The organism is Franconibacter sp. IITDAS19, assembly GCF_023079515.1.
GTDB classification, from domain to species: Bacteria; Pseudomonadota; Gammaproteobacteria; order Enterobacterales; family Enterobacteriaceae; genus Franconibacter; species Franconibacter pulveris.
In genome coordinates this window covers 1,020,360-1,038,017 of record NZ_JALJCP010000001.1, presented here as the reverse complement: position 1 = coordinate 1,038,017, position 17,658 = coordinate 1,020,360, and the positions used below count along the sequence as shown (strand labels likewise).

Annotated in this window: 14 protein-coding genes and 1 other RNA gene; 5 read left to right on the top strand and 10 right to left on the bottom strand. The window is 56.7% G+C overall.

Translation table 11 applies throughout. The features are described from left to right. Window positions 1-126: 126 nt before the first annotated feature. Both pykF and lpp read left to right on the top strand, forming a co-directional pair. On the top strand, window positions 127-1,539 hold the full coding sequence (gene pykF, locus MT962_RS05080; protein ID WP_024558102.1) for a pyruvate kinase PykF: 1,413 nt from the start codon (window positions 127-129) through the stop codon (window positions 1,537-1,539). 322 nt (window positions 1,540-1,861) lie between these two features. Beyond that, window positions 1,862-2,098, top strand: coding sequence for a murein lipoprotein Lpp (lpp, locus tag MT962_RS05075; RefSeq protein ID WP_001082307.1), 237 nt, complete (start codon window positions 1,862-1,864; stop codon window positions 2,096-2,098). A gap of 111 nt (window positions 2,099-2,209) precedes the next feature. Here the strand turns inward: lpp and MT962_RS05070 are convergent, their stop codons facing one another. The 7 genes from MT962_RS05070 to sufA all read right to left on the bottom strand — a co-directional run bounded on the left by MT962_RS05070 (window position 2,210) and on the right by sufA (window position 8,881). Then, entirely contained in the window at window positions 2,210-3,256 is a 1,047-nt protein-coding gene (locus tag MT962_RS05070) for a L,D-transpeptidase family protein (RefSeq protein WP_024560447.1), read from the bottom strand. A 96-nt stretch (window positions 3,257-3,352) separates the two neighbouring features. Continuing rightward, window positions 3,353-3,769, bottom strand: a complete 417-nt coding sequence (gene sufE, locus MT962_RS05065; protein ID WP_024558100.1) for a cysteine desulfuration protein SufE — start codon at window positions 3,767-3,769, stop codon at window positions 3,353-3,355. Between the two features lie 12 nt (window positions 3,770-3,781). Continuing rightward, window positions 3,782-5,002 carry a cysteine desulfurase SufS gene (sufS, locus tag MT962_RS05060; protein ID WP_247364823.1) on the bottom strand — a complete coding sequence of 407 codons (1,221 nt, stop codon included), beginning with the start codon at window positions 5,000-5,002 and terminating at the stop codon, window positions 3,782-3,784. After that, window positions 4,999-6,273: a Fe-S cluster assembly protein SufD gene (gene sufD, locus MT962_RS05055; RefSeq protein ID WP_024558098.1), complete on the bottom strand. Its 1,275-nt coding sequence runs from the start codon at window positions 6,271-6,273 to the stop codon at window positions 4,999-5,001. Before sufD ends, sufS begins: the two co-directional genes overlap by 4 nt. Beyond that, complete coding sequence (gene sufC / locus MT962_RS05050; RefSeq protein ID WP_024558097.1) at window positions 6,248-6,994, bottom strand: Fe-S cluster assembly ATPase SufC; 747 nt, start codon at window positions 6,992-6,994, stop codon at window positions 6,248-6,250. Before sufC ends, sufD begins: the two co-directional genes overlap by 26 nt. 20 nt (window positions 6,995-7,014) lie before the next feature. After that, a complete protein-coding gene (sufB, locus tag MT962_RS05045) occupies window positions 7,015-8,502 on the bottom strand; it encodes a Fe-S cluster assembly protein SufB (RefSeq protein WP_024558096.1) in 1,488 nt (495 codons plus the stop codon). A 10-nt stretch (window positions 8,503-8,512) separates the two neighbouring features. Continuing rightward, entirely contained in the window at window positions 8,513-8,881 is a 369-nt protein-coding gene (gene sufA / locus MT962_RS05040) for a Fe-S cluster assembly scaffold SufA (RefSeq protein WP_024558095.1), read from the bottom strand. Between the two features lie 517 nt (window positions 8,882-9,398). Between sufA and MT962_RS05035 the strand changes: the two genes are divergently transcribed. Beyond that, a complete protein-coding gene (locus tag MT962_RS05035; RefSeq protein ID WP_048888214.1) occupies window positions 9,399-10,127 on the top strand; it encodes a hypothetical protein in 729 nt (242 codons plus the stop codon). A gap of 37 nt (window positions 10,128-10,164) precedes the next feature. Here MT962_RS05035 and menI read toward each other — a convergent pair whose 3' ends face one another. After that, complete coding sequence (menI, locus tag MT962_RS05030) at window positions 10,165-10,575, bottom strand: 1,4-dihydroxy-2-naphthoyl-CoA hydrolase (RefSeq protein WP_024558093.1); 411 nt, start codon at window positions 10,573-10,575, stop codon at window positions 10,165-10,167. After that, entirely contained in the window at window positions 10,572-13,628 is a 3,057-nt protein-coding gene (locus MT962_RS05025; RefSeq protein ID WP_024558092.1) for an FAD-binding and (Fe-S)-binding domain-containing protein, read from the bottom strand. Before MT962_RS05025 ends, menI begins: the two co-directional genes overlap by 4 nt. A gap of 225 nt (window positions 13,629-13,853) precedes the next feature. On the opposite strand from MT962_RS05025, the gene ydiK reads away from it, so the two are divergent. Together ydiK and rprA are read left to right on the top strand one after the other, a co-directional pair. After that, on the top strand, window positions 13,854-14,972 hold the full coding sequence (ydiK, locus tag MT962_RS05020; RefSeq protein WP_024558091.1) for an AI-2E family transporter YdiK: 1,119 nt from the start codon (window positions 13,854-13,856) through the stop codon (window positions 14,970-14,972). 183 nt (window positions 14,973-15,155) lie between these two features. After that, window positions 15,156-15,260, top strand: an RNA gene (rprA, locus tag MT962_RS05015) — antisense sRNA RprA. Window positions 15,261-15,282: 22 nt separating this feature from the next. Here the strand turns inward: rprA and MT962_RS05010 are convergent. Further along, the gene (locus tag MT962_RS05010) at window positions 15,283-17,658 is read right to left on the bottom strand and encodes a glycoside hydrolase family 3 N-terminal domain-containing protein (RefSeq protein WP_247364820.1); all 2,376 of its coding nucleotides are present in this window, start codon (window positions 17,656-17,658) and stop codon (window positions 15,283-15,285) included.

The following is a 17,658-nucleotide window of genomic DNA, read 5'->3' as shown; positions in this document are numbered from 1 at the left end:
GATGTCACCTATTCTTATTAGGCTGTGGCATTACCGGGTGAGCGACACAGGTTCACAAGCCACGGCGAAGCGCGCCGCGGTAACGCATTTTTCCTATCCTTCATCAACTAAAAGATTAAGACTGTCATGAAAAAGACGAAAATTGTTTGCACCATCGGCCCGAAAACCGAATCCGAAGAGATGCTGACCAAGATGCTCGACGCGGGCATGAACGTGATGCGTCTGAACTTCTCCCATGGTGATTATGCCGAGCACGGCCAGCGTATCCAAAACCTGCGCAACGTGATGGAAAAAACCGGCAAGAAAGCCGCCATCCTTCTCGATACCAAGGGCCCGGAAATCCGCACCATCAAACTGGAAGGCGGCAACGACGTTTCGCTGAAAGCCGGCCAGACCTTTACCTTCACTACCGATAAATCCGTAATCGGCAACAGCGAAACCGTAGCGGTTACCTATGAAGGCTTCACCAGCGACCTGCAGGTAGGCAATACCGTGCTGGTGGACGATGGCTTGATTGGCATGGAAGTGACCGCCATCGAAGGCAACAAGGTTATCTGTAAAGTGCTGAACAACGGCGACCTTGGCGAAAACAAAGGCGTCAACCTGCCGGGCGTCTCTATTGCCCTGCCGGCGCTGGCGGAAAAAGATAAGCAAGACCTGATTTTCGGTTGCGAACAGGGTGTGGACTTTGTCGCCGCGTCCTTTATTCGTAAACGTTCAGACGTGGAAGAGATCCGTCAGCACCTGAAGGCGCACGGCGGCGAAAATATCCAGATCATCTCTAAAATTGAAAACCAGGAAGGCCTGAACAACTTCGACGAAATTCTCGAAGCCTCCGACGGCATCATGGTTGCCCGCGGCGACCTTGGCGTGGAAATCCCGGTTGAAGAAGTTATCTTCGCGCAGAAGATGATGATTGAAAAATGTATCCGCGCGCGCAAAGTGGTTATCACCGCGACGCAGATGCTCGATTCCATGATTAAAAACCCGCGTCCGACACGTGCGGAAGCAGGCGACGTGGCGAACGCCATCCTCGACGGCACCGATGCGGTTATGCTGTCTGGCGAGTCCGCGAAAGGGAAATACCCGCTGGAGGCGGTCACCATCATGGCGACCATCTGCGAACGTACCGATCGCGTAATGACCAGCCGCCTGGACTACAACAATGACAGCCGCAAGCTGCGTATTACCGAAGCCGTCTGCCGCGGCGCGGTAGAGACAGCCGAAAAACTGGAAGCGCCGCTTATCGTGGTTGCTACGCAGGGCGGTAAATCAGCCAAGTCCGTACGTAAGTACTTCCCGAACGCGACTATCCTTGCGCTGACCACGAACGAACAGACCGCGCGTCAGCTGGTGCTGAGCAAAGGCGTTATCGCACAGCTGGTAAAAGAGATCGCTTCCACCGACGATTTCTATCGTCTGGGTAAAGAAGTGGCCCTCTCCAGCGGCCTGGCTAATAAAGGCGATATCGTCGTGATGGTTTCCGGCGCGCTGGTGCCAAGCGGCACCACCAACACCGCTTCTGTACACGTGCTGTAATAATATTTCATCTTATTATTTCGTTTAAGAAGGCGTCGCAAGACGCCTTTTTTTATTTGTCCGCTGCGGCGTCTTTAATAAAAACTCAAACAATATTTAACTATTTGCCCGTCCGTTGCGTGTGCGTTTATCTAAGAAGAATCCGATGAAACCGCCCTGTTTTATCAGAGTTTTTTTAACTCAGGGGTTAAAGGCGGTGTTTCTTTGAGCGAACGATCAAAATTAGGTGTATTCCCATCAAAAAAATATTCTCAACCCAAAAAACTTTGTGTAATACTTGTAACGCTACATGGAGATTAACTCAATCTAGAGGGTATTAATAATGAATCGTACTAAACTGGTACTGGGCGCGGTAATCCTGGGTTCTACTCTGCTGGCTGGTTGCTCCAGCAACGCTAAAATCGATCAGCTGTCTTCTGACGTTCAGACTCTGAACGCTAAAGTTGACCAGCTGAGCAACGACGTGAACGCAATGCGTTCTGACGTTCAGGCTGCTAAAGACGACGCAGCTCGCGCTAACCAGCGTCTGGACAACCAGGCTACTAAATACCGCAAGTAATAGTAGTTTGATTGAAAAATGGCGCACACTGTGCGCCATTTTTTTGCCTCGCTTCTACGCCCTCTCGACGCCCCTCTCCTGCACGGCCTCCCTGCCCTCTGATAATCACCGTTACTGCACCAGCGTCACGCTATGGGTACTCGCCACGGGCGTTCCTTCCGCCTGAGTAATAGGCGCGGGCTGCGGCGTCGCCTTGACGCTCTGCATGCTGTTTACAGGCGCAACGGTTTTCGGCGCGCTCTGCATGGCGCTGACAACAACCGGCACGCCTGCGCGACGGGTTATCGCGTTATCAACAGCCATGGCGTCTGTGGCGGCGTCATCAATAAACCTGCCGAAGCTGGCGTTAATGGCGATAGGCAGCGTCTGCGGGTTATCCCAGTCGTTTTGTGAAAGCGGCTGATGCACTTCCACATAGCGTTTGCCATCCGGTTCTTGTGAATATTTCACAGGCTCATTGATGATTTGCACGCGAGTGCCCCACTCAACCTGGCTGAAGAGCGATTTGATATCTTCCGCCCGCATGCGCATGCAGCCGGAACTGACGCGCATGCCGATGCTCCTGCGCGCATTAGTGCCATGAATAAGATACTCTCCGCCGCCCTGCTCCAGGCGCAACGCATAACGTCCTAAAGGATTATTGGGTCCGGCAGGAATGACAGGCGGCAGCTTTATACCCTGGGCAAGCGATCGGGCGCGGATATTCGCCGTCGGCGTCCAGGTCGGGTTGGGGATTTTCTGGATGATGCGCGTCACCATAATGGGCGTATCACGCCCCTGCTGGCCTATTCCCAGCGGATAGACCTCTACGCGATTTTCCCCGGGCGGATAGTAATAAAGCCGCAGCTCCGCCAGGTTTACCACTATCCCTTCGCGCGGCGTATCGGGCAGCAGCATCTGTGAAGGAATGACCAGCTCTGAACCCGGTTTTGGCAGGAACGGGTCGACTGTATTATTGGCCTCAAGCATCAGCAAGACGCCGGTTTTAAATTTCTCGGCAATGTACTCAAGGTCTTTTCCATCATTCGGCACGGTGTAGATTTGTTTCTGGCCGATAAGACGGCTGCCAGGCGGCGGCAGAGGATAATCCACCGCATAAACTTCAGCGGCGCCCAGAAGAGTGAAGGTAATAAGAGAGAAAAAGAACGCGCGTTTCATACTGAATTCCTGTATTCACCGGCTAAGCCGGAATGCTGAAAGACGAGCGGGGTAAAAAGTACCCCGCGTAACAGGATGAAAGCTGTTCTTTTGAGTTTAGCTAAGATTAATCGCTTTAGTGCGAATGGCGCGGATCATCGCTTCAAGACCCTGCGAGCGGGACGGCGTAAGGTGCTGAGCCAGAGAGAGTTTTTCAAACCAGGGACGCACGTCGAAAGCGACAATATCCTGCGCGGTCATCTGCTGATATAGCGAAAAAACCACGGCAATAAGCCCTTTGACAATAGCGGCGTCACTGTCGCCCTCAAGCTCAATAATACCGTCTTCACGCTGGTTCATTACAATCCAGACCTGACTCTGGCAGCCCGCAATACTATTTTGCGGGTTATGTGCCTCTTCGCGGAGCAGCGGCAGCCGCTGCCCAAGCTCAATAATATAGAGATATTTCTCTTCCCAGTTGGCGCAGCGGCTGAAATTGCGCAGCAACTTATCTTTATCCGGCAACGTAGCCATGCGTTTCTCCCTTTAACCCAATAAACGATGAATGCGGATGAGGCCAGCCACCAGCCGGTCCACCTCTTCTTCGGTATTGTACATGGCGAGCGAAGCCCGGCACATGGCCGGCACGCCGTAGAAATGCATTAGCGGCATGGCGCAGTGGTGCCCGGTGCGCACCGCGATACCGTAATTATCCAGAAAGCTGCCGACATCATAAGCGTGGTGTTTGCCAAGGTTGAAAGCGATAACGCCAAGCCGCGAATCGGGGCCGTAAACCGTTAAATCCGGCACGTTTTTTAGCTGCTCCAGAGCGTAGTGCATCAGCGAGCGTTCATAGTCGCCGATCTCTTCAAGACCAATCGCCTGCACATAACTCATCGCCGCCCCAAGGCCGATAATGCCTGCGGTGTTAGGCGTGCCCGCCTCGAAACGCCAGGGCGCGGCGGCATAGGTTGTGCCTTCGGTCAGGCTTACCTGGGCTATCATCGAACCGCCCCCTTCCCACGGCGGCATCGCCTGTAAAATAGCCTCTTTAACATAGAGGATGCCGATGCCGGTCGGGCCGTAAAGCTTATGCCCGGAGAAGACATAGAAGTCGCAATCCAGGGCCTGCACATCGACCGCGTGATGCATAACCGCCTGCGCGCCGTCAATCAGCACCTTCGCCCCGACGGCATGGGCGGCGCTGATAATCTCCTGGATCGGGTTTTCCGTGCCCAGCACGTTGGAGACATGGGTTATCGCAACCAGTCGGGTCTGCTCGTCAAGCAGACCCGGCAGCGCTTCCATTTTTAACGTGCCGTCCTGATTAACCGGCAGCACGCGAAGCTCGGCGCCTGCGCGTTCGCACAGCATCTGCCAGGGTACGATATTAGCGTGATGCTCCATCGTGGAGATGACGAGGTTATCGCCGGCGCGCAGCTGGCTTTTACCCCAGCTGTTAGCGACCAGGTTTATTCCCTCTGTCGTGCCGCGCACGAAAACAATCTCCTCCGGCAGACGGGCGTTGAGAAACTTCGCCGCCTGCGCGCGCACGTTTTCCATCCGCTGCGTCGCTTCTGCGCTCAGCGTATGGATGCCACGATGCACCGCCGCATAGCCGTGGCGATAGAGATCCGCCTCGGCGTCAATCACCGCGTTGGGCTTTTGCGCGCTGGCGGCGCTGTCAAGGTAGGCCAGCGGCTGGCCGTTCACTTCACGCGCCAGAACGGGAAAGTCGGCGCGTACTTTCTCCACGGAAAAACTCATGCCTTGCCCCCTGCGAGGCGCTGGCCGATACGCGCCAGCACCTGCTGTTTCAGCGCTTCGTCGTGAATGCTCTCGGTGAGCTCTGCGGCGAAAGCGTAAATTATCATCTGCTGGGCAGCCGCCTCGTCAATCCCGCGCGAGCGCAGGTAGAACATCTGTTCGTCGTCGATGCGACCGACCGTCGCGCCGTGGCTGCATTTCACGTCATCGGCGTAAATTTCCAGCTGCGGTTTGGTGTCCACTTCCGCCAGCTTGCCGAGCAGAAGGTTGTTGTTGGTCATCTGCCCGTCGGTTTTGATAGCGTGCTGGGCCACTTTAATGAGGCCGTTAAATACCGCGCGGCCTTTATCGCGCACGATGGTTTTATGCAGCTGACGGCTGTTGCAGTAGCCTTTGTTATGCTCAAGCCAGGTGCGGGTATCACACACTTCGTTGTTGACCGGCAGCGCCAGGCTGTTCATGCGAAGCGTCGTGTTTTCGCCATCCAGCCGCGTGCTGGTATGGTGGCGCGTGACGCCTGCGCCCAGCAGGAAGCTGTTGCTGTACGCGCCGGCATCCTGCCCAAGCCAGATATCGTTATGCGCGAAGTGGAAGCTTGCCGGGTTTTCAAACGCCAGCTTGTAATGGTGAAGGTGGCTGTTGGCGGCCACCTGCATGGTTAAGCGCGCGCCGGTAAAGTGCCGCTTGTCATCCAGGCTTACGTAATGCTCGATGACCGTGGCCTGCGCCCCTTCGGCAAGCTCAATGTGATGGCGGTAATGCACCGTGTTCATCTCATCGGTTTCGCTGCCCCGGCTGATATGCATCAACAGCAACGCTTTCGCCGGACGCTGATTGCGAGCCACCCGGATGCGCGTCGCGCTGCGGGCAAGGCTTTCGGTGAGGTGCAGGAAGAGTTCCGGCTGCACGGGCGCAGGCAAGCCTTCGCGCATCTCGTCAATATCCACCTCAAACCCGCTCGCGCTCAGCTCATCGCTCAGTTCAGGGGCGAAGCGGCCATCGACAAACACCAGGCGCAGCGCGTCAACGCTCAACGACAGCGCGTCGCGCTGTTCAGCGCTTACCGGCTGCGGCTGCGGCGCGACGAACTGATTGTTAAGCAAACCTTCCAGCGGCGTATATTTCCAGTGCTCATGCTTGCGCGTCGGCAGGCCGGCGCGCAACAGCTGTTGCAGGTGCTGCTGCGCATATTCAGAGCGTTGCCCTCCCTGCGTTTCAAACAGGCGATGCCACTGCTGCAGCGCGTTACTGCTGTTCTGTAAGCCAGCCATAGCCCTGCTCCTCCAGCTGTTTAACCAGCGTGAAATCGCCTGACTTCACGATGCGGCCTTGATAAAGCACATGGACGTAGTCCGGCTTGATGTAATCAAGGATACGCTGATAGTGGGTGACGATAATAAAAGCGCGCTTGCCGTCGCGCAGGCTGTTTACGCCATCCGCCACGATTTTCAGCGCGTCGATATCCAACCCTGAGTCCGACTCGTCAAGAATACAAAGCTCAGGCTCGAGCACCGCCATTTGCAGAATATCGTTACGCTTTTTCTCACCGCCGGAGAAGCCGACGTTCACCGAACGGGTAAGCAAATCTTCCGGCATCTTCAGCAGCCTGATTTTCTCTTCCATCAGATCCTGAAAATCGAAACGGTCAAGCTCCTCCTGGCCGCGATGCTGGCGCACAGCATTCAATGCGGTCTGCAGAAAGAACTGGTTGCTGACGCCCGGGATCTCGACCGGATACTGAAAGGCCATAAAGATCCCTTCGCCGGCGCGCTCTTCCGGCGACAGTTCCAGCAGATCTTTACCTTTGAAATGCACTTCGCCGCCGGTCACTTCATAATCTTCGCGCCCGGCAAGGGTGGCGGAAAGCGTGCTCTTACCAGAACCGTTCGGCCCCATGATGGCGTGCACTTCGCCCGGACGCACTTCCAGATCCAGCCCACGAAGGATCTGCTTGTCTTCAACGCTTACCTGCAAGTTTTTAATGCTTAACATGTCTTATCCTTTCTCACGCCTTAGCCGACGCTGTGCTCAAGGCTAATGGCCAACAATTTTTGTGCTTCAACGGCAAATTCCAGCGGCAGCTCGGAGAAGACATCTTTACAGAAGCCGTTAACGATCATGGAGATGGCATCTTCTTCGCTAATGCCGCGCTGCAGGCAGTAGAAGAGCTGGTCTTCGCCAATGCGTGAGGTGGTCGCCTCGTGTTCAAGCTGAGCGCTGTTGTTGCGGCACTCTACGTACGGGAAGGTATGCGCCCCGCAGTCTGCGCCAATGAGCATCGAGTCGCACTGGGTAAAGTTGCGGGCGTTGGTCGCCGTCGGCATGATTTTCACCAGCCCCCGATAGCTGTTCTGGCTCTGCCCCGCCGAGATGCCTTTCGAAATAATGGTCGATTTGGTGTTTTTACCAATGTGGATCATTTTGGTGCCGGTATCCGCCTGCTGGTGGCCGCTGGTCAGCGCCACGGAGTAGAACTCGCCGATAGAGTTGTCGCCCCGCAGGATAACGCTCGGGTATTTCCAGGTGATGGCCGAGCCGGTTTCCGACTGCGTCCAGGACATCTTGCTGTTTTCGCCTTCGCACAGCGCGCGCTTGGTGACGAAGTTCAGGATGCCGCCGGTGTTGTTGTCGCCGGGGAACCAGTTCTGCACCGTGGAGTATTTCACTTCCGCATCTTTGTGGATGATGACTTCCACCACCGCCGCGTGCAGCTGATAGCTGTCGCGCACCGGCGCGGAACAGCCTTCGATATAGCTTACGTAGCTGCCTTCATCCGCCACCAGAATGGTGCGCTCGAACTGGCCGGTTTTTTCCGCGTTAATGCGGAAGTAGGTCGAAAGCTCCATCGGACAACGCACCCCTTTCGGCACGTAGATGAAAGTGCCGTCAGAAGCGACCGCCGCGTTCAGCGCGGCGAAAAAGTTATCGTTCGACGGCACCACGGTGCCCAGGTATTTCTTCACCAGCTCCGGATGTTCATGAATGGCTTCGCCAAAGGAGCAGAAAATAATACCCTGCTCCGCCAGCTTCTCACGGTAGGTAGTGGCGACCGAAACGGAGTCGAAAATCGCGTCTACCGCCACTTCCTTGCCTTCGCGCACCGGTACGCCAAGCTGGTTGAACGCCTCTTCCACCTCGTTCGTGAGATAGGCGTTGCTGCCGGTTTGCTGCACGGCGCCAGGCTCTGAGGCGCAGCTGTCATCGCAATTACCGCAGGAGGGCGCGGAGTAATAGCTGTAATCCTGATAGTTGAGCTTATCGTAATGGGCGTGCAGCCAGTGCGGCTCTTCCATCTCCAGCCAGGCGCGATAAGCGCTCAGGCGAAACTCCAGCATCCACTCCGGTTCATTGCGGCGCGCAGAAATGGCCCGCACCACCTCTTCGTTGATGCCTTTCGCCAGCTCATCGGTCTGCAACCGGGTGAAAAAGCCCTCTTTGTAGTTCAGGTGGCCGCCGGTCCAGGTTTGTACATCGTCAGTTGCTTCAGTATTACGAGACATAAGTTACCGCCTAAACCCCAAAACTTTCGCCGCACCCGCACTCGTGCTGCGCTTTCGGGTTATTAAATTTAAATATCTGGTTTAATCCTTCGCGTACGTAATCCACTTCGGTGCCGTCAATAAACGGCATCGCCTGGAGCGACACGTACAGACGCGCCCCGTCTTGTTCATAGACCAGATCGTCTTCTTTCGGCTCGCTTACCGTATCAAGCACGTAGCCAAAGCCTGCGCAGCCCGTCTGCTTGATGCCAAGACGCACTCCAAGCAACGCCGGTTTTTGCGCCATCAGCGAACGGATATGATCAGCCGCGGCAGGCGTCATGGTCAGCCCCAGCCAGCTGAAGTCTTCCGGATTGAAGGTTCCTGAATGTAATTCCATCGCGCTACCTCACAATTGATTGCCTTTCAGGCGATAACACCATGTTAGTGATAATAATTATCACTTCAACCTCTGTTGAACAGGGGTATTCGCTAAAAGGCACTTTTTAAGCACTTTTATTAAGCATAGACCTTCAGCTAAAGGAGGTCAGGTTGTAAGCTTCTTTATTAATTTTTTGAAAAATAAAAAGAAAAATTCTCTGCCAGTCAGACAAAGTAAATATCCATAAGTTGTATAGAAAATACCTATTTATCAAATAGCCGCTTTAAAAACGCCTCCGTAATTTCGCGCTCTTTTCCAGCACCACTCCACGCGTTGCGCGGATTCTGCGTAGCCGGCAACGCGTTAAGCCGAAAAATAGCTAAAGAATGAAAGGGTTATACCGATAACCCTATTTCACCAGAGGATAATGGTGAGACTGACAAGGAGGGGCTGAATTGCGCAGCCCACGCGATGACTGCAGCGACGATGCCCTGTTTACTCAAGCAAAACGCTTTCAGGCGAATGGATATAAATCATGAAAATTAAGGCAGTACTGGCGGCTACATTATTTTCTCTCTCCCTGACCTCTTGCTCTGCATGGATACATGGCAACAAGACGCTGGCGGACGGCAGTCAAAGCGATCGGCAATTAAGTGCGAAAATTGTGGATGGGAAAACCACGCGCCAGGAAGTAGAACAAACGTTTGGGCTGAAAGCTGAAGCGCGCAATACTCGCAACAAAAGTTTCCCGGACGGAAAATATGCGCTCGCCCAATATATTGGTCATCTGAACGACCTTGCCGGAACTTACGCGCATCGTTCGCTGTATGTCGCTTACGACAGTAACAACGTAGTCGTAAATCACGCGATTACGACCAATAACTTCCGTGAAAAAAATGTTTTCGAAAAAGACCCGGTTAACGTTAAAAACAGCGCCTTTGCCAGTTTGAATAAAGGCGACAGTCAAAGCAAAGTTGTTTCTTTGCTGGGTCAGCCGAGAGAAGCCACGTTTACCGACAACGGCTCTCTGCTGTGGATTTACAGCAGTACGGAAATTTCCCGCGACGCGTCATCATATATTCCGCTCTATAACATGGTTAAAGGCACCGAGTCCGGTCAATCAGACCGCATCTACGTTGAATTTGATCGTAAGAACCAGCTGACAAATTTGTATTCCGTTACGGTTAGCATTGTTCAGGGAACCAGCATGGGCAATGCCTGGGATTATCAGGAAAAAATCGATCGTCTGGTCAAAAAATATTAATAATAAAGGCGCCTTCAAGGCGCCTTTTTAAATATATTCACACCACCGCCGTTGTTAACCGCGCCGTACAGCAAAGCCTGTCCCGTTCGTCGAAAATGTCAATCTGCCAGACCTGATGACGACGCCCGACATGCAGGGCGCGGCAGACGCCGCGCACCAGCCCGCTACGCACGGAACGCAGGTGATTGGCGTTAACCTCAAGCCCCACCACCTGTTGTTCCCCTTCGGTGCAGAGATAGCCCGCGACCGAGCCGAGCGTTTCCGCCAGCACCACCGAAGCGCCGCCGTGCAGCAGGCCGAAGGGTTGATGGGTGCGGCTGTCCACCGGCATCGTCGCTTCAAGGTCGTCGTCGCCAAGGCGGATAAAGCGAATATCCAGCAGCCCCACCATATTCCCCTGCCCCATGGCGTTGAGGGCATCGAGCGTCGCGCTACGTTTCCAGATCATGGCAGAAACTCCAGCAATGCCTGCAACGGATGACGCACGCCGTTGCCTTCAATGCGTTTTACCTGGCTGCGGCAGGAATAACCTGTCGCCAGACAGCGGTTGCGCGGCAGACGTTGCATCGCCTGATGCCAGGAAAGCTCATAAATGCCGAGCGAGCGGGCATGGTTTTTAACCTCATGTCCGTAAGTTCCGGCCATGCCGCAGCAGCCCACATTCACGCTTTCAAGCTTCGCGCCGAAACGGGCGAAAATTTGCGCCCACTGGCCGGGGGCGCCGGGCAACGCCGTCACTTCGGTGCAGTGGCCAAACAGGTACCACGGCTCGCCACTCACCGGCAGCGCTTCGCGTTTTTCTAAAGCCTGCGGCAGCCATTCATGCACCAGCATAACGTGGAAATCACCGCGCTCCGCGCCCAGCGTTTGCTTGTATTCATCGCGATAGCACAGCACCAGCGCCGGGTCTACCCCTACCATCGGCATGCCGAGCGCCGCCACGCGATTTAAAAACTCCGACGTTTTTTGCGCGGTACGGGCGAAGCGTTGCAGGAAGCCCTTGATATGCTGCGCCTTGCCGTTGGGCGAGAACGGCAACACCACAGGCTGAAAGCCAAGCTTTTCCACCAGACGAACAAAGTCCGCCACGACCTGCGCATCGTAGTAGCTGGTAAACGGGTCCTGCACCACCAGCACGGTATGGTTACGCGCTTCCTGAGAGAGCTTCTCGAGCTGTTCCAGCGTCATGTTGGCGGAGCGGTGTCCTACCAGCTGTTGCTGAAGCGTCGGTGTGGAAAGCGGCGGCAAATCGACCATGCCGATGTGCTTTTCAGAAAAATTGCGCACCCAGGGCTGGCTCATAAAGAAGTTGAAGGTCTTCGGCGCGCGGGCCATCAGCGGCGCGTAGCTCTCAACGGTCGCCACCAGATGGTCGCGAAGCGGACGCAGGTAGCGGGTGTGGTAGAGCTGTAAAAAACGCGAGCGAAATTCCGGCACGTCGATTTTGATCGGGCACTGGGTAGAGCACGCTTTGCAGGCGAGACAGCCGGACATCGCCTCCTTCACCTCGTGCGAGAAGTCATATTCGCCTTTGTTGGCATGCCAGCTGTTGCGGGTGCGCGCAATCAGGGTGCGCAGGCTGGCGCGTTTTTCCGGCAGCGCTTTTTCAAGCTTCAGCGGGTCGATGCCGCGGTCTGAGAGCAGCCGCAGCCATTCACGCACCAGCGTCGCGCGGCCTTTTGGCGAATGAATACGGTCGCTGGTTATCTTCATCGACGGACACATCGGGCTTTTCACGTCGAAGTTAAAGCACAGGCCGTTGCCGTTACACTCCATCGCGCCGCGCCAGGAGGTGCGTACCGCCAGCGGGATCTGTCGGTCATACGTGCCGCGCTTCACCGCATCGACTTTCATCATCGGCGCGTCCAGGCCCATCGGCGGGCAGATTTTGCCAGGGTTAAGCCGGTTGTCCGGGTCAAAAGCCGCCTTGATACGCCGCAGTTCGTTATAGAGCGTTTCGCCGAAAAAGGCGGGGCTGTATTCGGCGCGAAAGCCTTTGCCGTGCTCGCCCCATAACAACCCGCCATAGCGGGCGGTGAGCGCCACCACCTCATCAGAGATGCGCTTCATCAGCATCTCCTGCTGCGGGTCGCACATATCCAGCGCCGGGCGCACGTGCAAAACGCCCGCGTCCACATGGCCGAACATGCCGTAGCTCAGGCCGTGGCTATCCAGCAGCGCGCGAAATTCGGCGATGTAATCGGCCAGATGTTCCGGCGGCACGCAGGTGTCTTCGGCAAAAGGAATCGGCTTGGCGAGTCCTTTGGCGTTGCCAAGCAGCCCTACCGCTTTTTTACGCATCGCGTAAATACGCTCGACGCCCGCCAGTTCGCGGCAGACCTGCCAGCCGATTACGCCCCCCTCGCCTGCGGCCATCAGCCCGTCCAGACGTTCGCAGAGCGCCGCCACGCGGCCCTCAATCAGCGCCTCGTCGTCGCCAGCGAACTCCACAATATTCAGCCCGAGCATCTCTTTATCCGGCACGTCGGTTATCAGCTCACGCACCGAGTGCCAGACGATGTCTTCCCGCGCCAGATTAAGCACGCGAGAATCCACCGTTTCAACGGAAAGCGCCTGCGCTTGCACCATAAAGGGGGCATTGCGCAGCGCCGAGTCGAAGGAGTCGTACTTCACGTTGACCAGCTGACGGACCTTCGGCAGCGGCGTGATATCCAGCCGCGCTTCGGTGATAAACGCGAGCGTGCCTTCCGAGCCGCAAAGAATGCGCGTCAGGTCGAATTCGGTTAGATCGTCATTAAAAACATGGCGCAGGTCATAACCGGTCAGGAAGCGGTTGAGTCTGGGAAATTTGTCGAGGATCAGCTGGCGCTGCTCGCGGCAGCGCTCCAGCACGGTTTTATAGACGCGTCCGATAGCCGTTGCGTCTCGCCCCAGCGCTTCGGCAAGGGGCGTAGCGATAGCCTGCGTATCCAGAATGTCGCCGCCCAGCAGCACCGCCCGCAGCCCAATCACATGGTCAGACGTTTTGCCGTACACCAGCGACCCCTGGCCGGAGGCGTCGGTATTGATCATGCCGCCAAGCGTGGCGCGGTTGCTGGTGGAAAGCTCCGGCGAGAAGAAGTAACCGTAAGGCTTGAGGAATTCGTTAAGCTGGTCTTTGATGACGCCCGCTTCCACCCGCACCCAGCCCTGTTCCGGGTTGATTTCAATAATACGGTTCATGTGGCGGGACATATCGACGATGATGCCCTGGTTGAGCGACTGGCCGTTCGTGCCGGTGCCGCCGCCGCGCGGGGTAAAAACGAGCGATGTAAAACGGGGCTCGGCGGCGATGCGCGCTATCAGCGCCACATCGGCTGTTGAGCGGGGGAAAAGAACGGCATCCGGTAGAAGCTGGTAAATGCTGTTGTCGGTCGCCATGGTAAGGCGTTCCGCATAACTGGTGGCGGTATCGCCGGTAAATCCATTCTGCTCCAGTGCCTGCAAAAAATTGAGCACCAGCTGTACAAGCCCCGGCGCCTGAGAAATCTGTGGGATCATGAATCGTTGACCCTGCCTGACGTTTGAAATGTTGATGAGTTATCGTTTGCGTTGTGCCTTCAAGGTTGTATCACATTTCTTGCTCTGACGCCTGCAAGAATTGGCAGCAGCATTCGTCTGTCAAAAACGCCTGAAATACTTCATCATTTAAAGACCGATGGGCCTGCAAGCGCCATCGCCGCTCGCGCCTGGCGTAAGGCGCATTAATTAAGGTGAATGTGGTTTATGTTAAAACTTCGTCAGCCCATGGACGTGCCGCAGATTCTGTTGTCCGTGCTGTTTTTGTCGGTGATGATTATCGCCTGCCTGTGGATCGTCAGGCCTTTTATTCTCGGTTTCGCCTGGGCGGGAACCGTGGTTATCGCCACCTGGCCGGTGCTGCTTCGCCTTCAGCGGCTGCTGTGGGGCAAACGTTCGCTGGCAGTGCTGGTGATGACCCTGCTGCTGATTCTACTGTTTGTTATTCCGATAGCGTTACTGGTCAACAGCGTGGTGGATAACAGCGCGCCCGTTATTAAGTGGGTCAGCTCAGGTCAGATGACGCTGCCCGATCTCGTCTGGCTCAACAGCATTCCGATGGTTGGCGACAAGCTCTATCTTGGCTGGCATAACCTGCTTGATAGCGGCGGCAGCGCCATTATGGCGAAAGCGCGGCCCTATATCGGCACCACCACCGGCTGGTTTATCGGCCAGGCGGCGCATGTCGGCAGGCTGCTGATGCATCTTGGCCTGATGCTGCTTTTTAGCATTGTGCTTTACTGGCGCGGCGAACAGGTGGTGAACGGCATTCGGCACTTCGCCTTCCGCCTCGCCTCTAAACGCGGCGACGCGGCGGTGCTGCTGGCGGCGCAGGCGATTCGCGCCGTGGCGCTTGGCGTGGTGGTTACGGCGCTGGTGCAGGGCATCCTTGGCGGCGTCGGCCTTGCCGTTTCCGGCATTCCCTACGCGACGCTGCTAACCGTGGTGATGATTCTGACAAGCCTTATCCAGATAGGCCCGCTGCCAGTGCTGGTCCCGGCGATTATCTGGCTTTACTGGAGCGGCGACGCTACCTGGGGCACCGTGCTGCTGGCCTGGAGCGCTGTGGTAGGCACGCTGGATAACTTTATCCGGCCGGTGCTGATACGCATGGGCGCCGATTTACCAATGATTCTTATCCTTTCCGGCGTTATCGGCGGGCTTATCGCGTTTGGCATGATTGGCCTGTTTATCGGCCCGGTGGTGCTGGCCGTTTCCTGGCGGCTCTATTCTGTGTGGGTTCACGAGGCGCCGCCGCCGCAGACCCCGCCGGATGAGGCCGTGGAGGAGCTCGACGGCTCGGAAAACGAGGTTGTGAATAAATAATATTCAGGCGGGGCAACCCGCCTTATTCTTAAGCAGAACTTATCAATCATAAAGGCCTGCTTACTGGTCTGACCCTTACCTTTCCTCTTTACATGCTGACACACAACGCAGATCATTCACCGTTATTAAACTATTGAGACGAATCTGATCGACGTCAAAACGGCAGATGCCTACTATAAAGTCACGGTTATAAATCAACCCCTTGATTTATAAACATGGAAATCCCCTGAGTGAAACGAATTGCTGTGTGTAGTCTTTGCCCATCTCCCACGATGGGCTTTTTTTTATCCTTTTTCCGGTTAGGTTTTAGTCAAAAGCTCACTTCACAGTGGCTCAGCATGTGCCATTGCTGACCAAGGACCCGCGTCTCGCCTGTAACCGTTACGGTTTTCGTCGCCCGAATGTCAGCGCTTGAGGCGCCAACGCGCAGCTCAAACTCACCCGGCTCTACGATGCGCTTGCCGTCGCGACGGGTAAAATTGAGCATGTCTACGGGCAACGAAAAGGTCAGCCGCGCTGAGGCGCCTGCTTCGAGCCTTACGCGCTGAAAGGCTTTTAGCTCTTGCACCGGACGCACCATCGACGCGACGTTGTCGCGCACATAGAGCTGCACCACTTCGCTGCCTGCGCGCTCGCCCCGGTTAGTGACCGTTACGGAAACGTTGATAACGCCCTTGTTTATCGCTACCTCCTCCTCCGCCAGCGTCAGCGGGCTATAGTCGAACTGTGTCCAGCTCAGGCCGTAGCCGAAGGGATAGCGCGCGCCAAAGTGGAAGGCGAACGGCGTGCCGCCGCTTTTCAGCTTATGGTTGTAGTAATAAGGCATCGCCCCGGCGCTTTTGGGCGCGGAAACTACCAGTCGCCCCTGCGGCTCGGCTTTGCCGGTGAGCACGTCGGCAATGGCGTGACCGCCCTCCTGACCCGGCGCCCACGCCATCAGCAAGGCGGCAACACGAGATTCCAGCCCGCCCAGGTGATAAGGCCGCCCGCCGGTCATGACCACCACCACCGGTTTTCCTGTCTCCACCAGCGCTTCCAGCAACGACTGCTGTACGCCAGGCAGCGCCAGGCTGTCGGTATCCGAACCTTCCCCCACCGTGCCGCTCTGGAACAGCCCGGCGAGATCGCCCACAAAGGCCAGAACGATATCGCTCTGCTGCGCCTGCGCCACCGCCTGCGGAATCAGGCTCTGATCGAGTGATACAGGCGAAGACTGCATCGGCTTATTGCCGCTGTCGCCCGGAAAGACCGGCGCGCCCGCCATCCGTTTTTCAATGATGTGGCAGCCTTTGGCATAGCGCACATTCTCCTCACCCAGTTGTTCCCGCAGGGCCTGCAACGGCGTGGTGACCTGCGTCGTTTGCTCCAGCATATCGCTGATGATGAGGTGCACCGGGAAGCTGTAGCCGCTCAGCAGCGCCAGCGGGTCGTCGGCGGTTGGGCCAATCACCGCTACGGTCTGGCTTGCGGCGAGCGGCAGCGCGCCGCGGTTTTCCAGCAGCGTCAGCGAACGGGTCGCCACCTCGCGGGCTATGGCGCGCGCTTCCTCGCTCTGCAGCGCGACGGCGTTTTCATCGGCATAGGGGCGCTCAAACAGACCGAGGCGAAATTTCTGCGTCAGCACGCGTGCGACAATCTCGTCAATTTTCTCCATGCTGATAAGCCCGCGCGCCACCGCTTCAGCCAGGTGGCGCGCGCAGTCGTCTTTGGGCAATTCAATATCGAGTCCGGCGTTAAAGGCGAGCGCGGCGGACTCCGCACCGTCGTGCGAAACGCCGTGATGCTGATGCAGCAGGCTCACGCCGCCATAGTCGGCAACGATAATGCCGTCGAAGCCCCACTGGTTGCGCAGCACATCGGTCAGCAGAAACGCGTCGCTGTGCCCCGGCTGATTATCGATATCGTGGTAGGCCGGCATCACCGAACCGGCGTGCGCCAGTTTTACCGCCATCTCGAAGGGCAGCAGGAAAGTATCATTCAGCTCGCAGAAGCCCAGATGCACCGGCGCGTGGTTGCGCGCCCCTTCGCTGAACGAGTGCCCCACGTAATGTTTCAGGGTGGCCAGCAGATCCCGGGATTTGCCCTGTAACCCCTGGACGTAGCGCGTGGCCATCACGCCCACCAGCCAGGGATCTTCGCCGAAGGTCTCTTCCGTTCGGCCCCAGCGCACGTCGCGCGAGACATCCAGCACCGGCGCCAGTCCCTGGTGGCAGCCCGTGGCGCGGGCCTCTGCGCCGATGGCCGCCGCCGCGCGCTCGACCAGCTCCGGGTCCCACGTCGAACCATAGTTGAGCGACGAGGGAAAAAGCGTGGCGTCTTTACAAAGCAGACCGACTAAACACTCTTCGTGAAACATCGCCGGAATGCCGAGCCGCGTCTCTTCCACCAGCGTGCGCTGTAGACGATTTGCGGCGCGCACGCCCTCCCTCGCCTCGACAATGTGCGTGCCGAGCGGCCGGGTGATCTGCCCTACGCCGCGCTGAAGCCGGGTGGCGAGATCCGTCTGTTCGCTAACGCCGGCAAAATCGTCGCTCAAATCGCTGCGTTCGCGGTGATCGCCCTCCGGGGAGAGAATGAGCCAGTACGCGTGCATCTGCGCAAACTTCTCCTCCGGGGTCATACGCGCCAGCAGATCGGCTACGCGTTCGTTTACGGGGCGTTGCGGGTCTTTATAGATCTCAGTCAT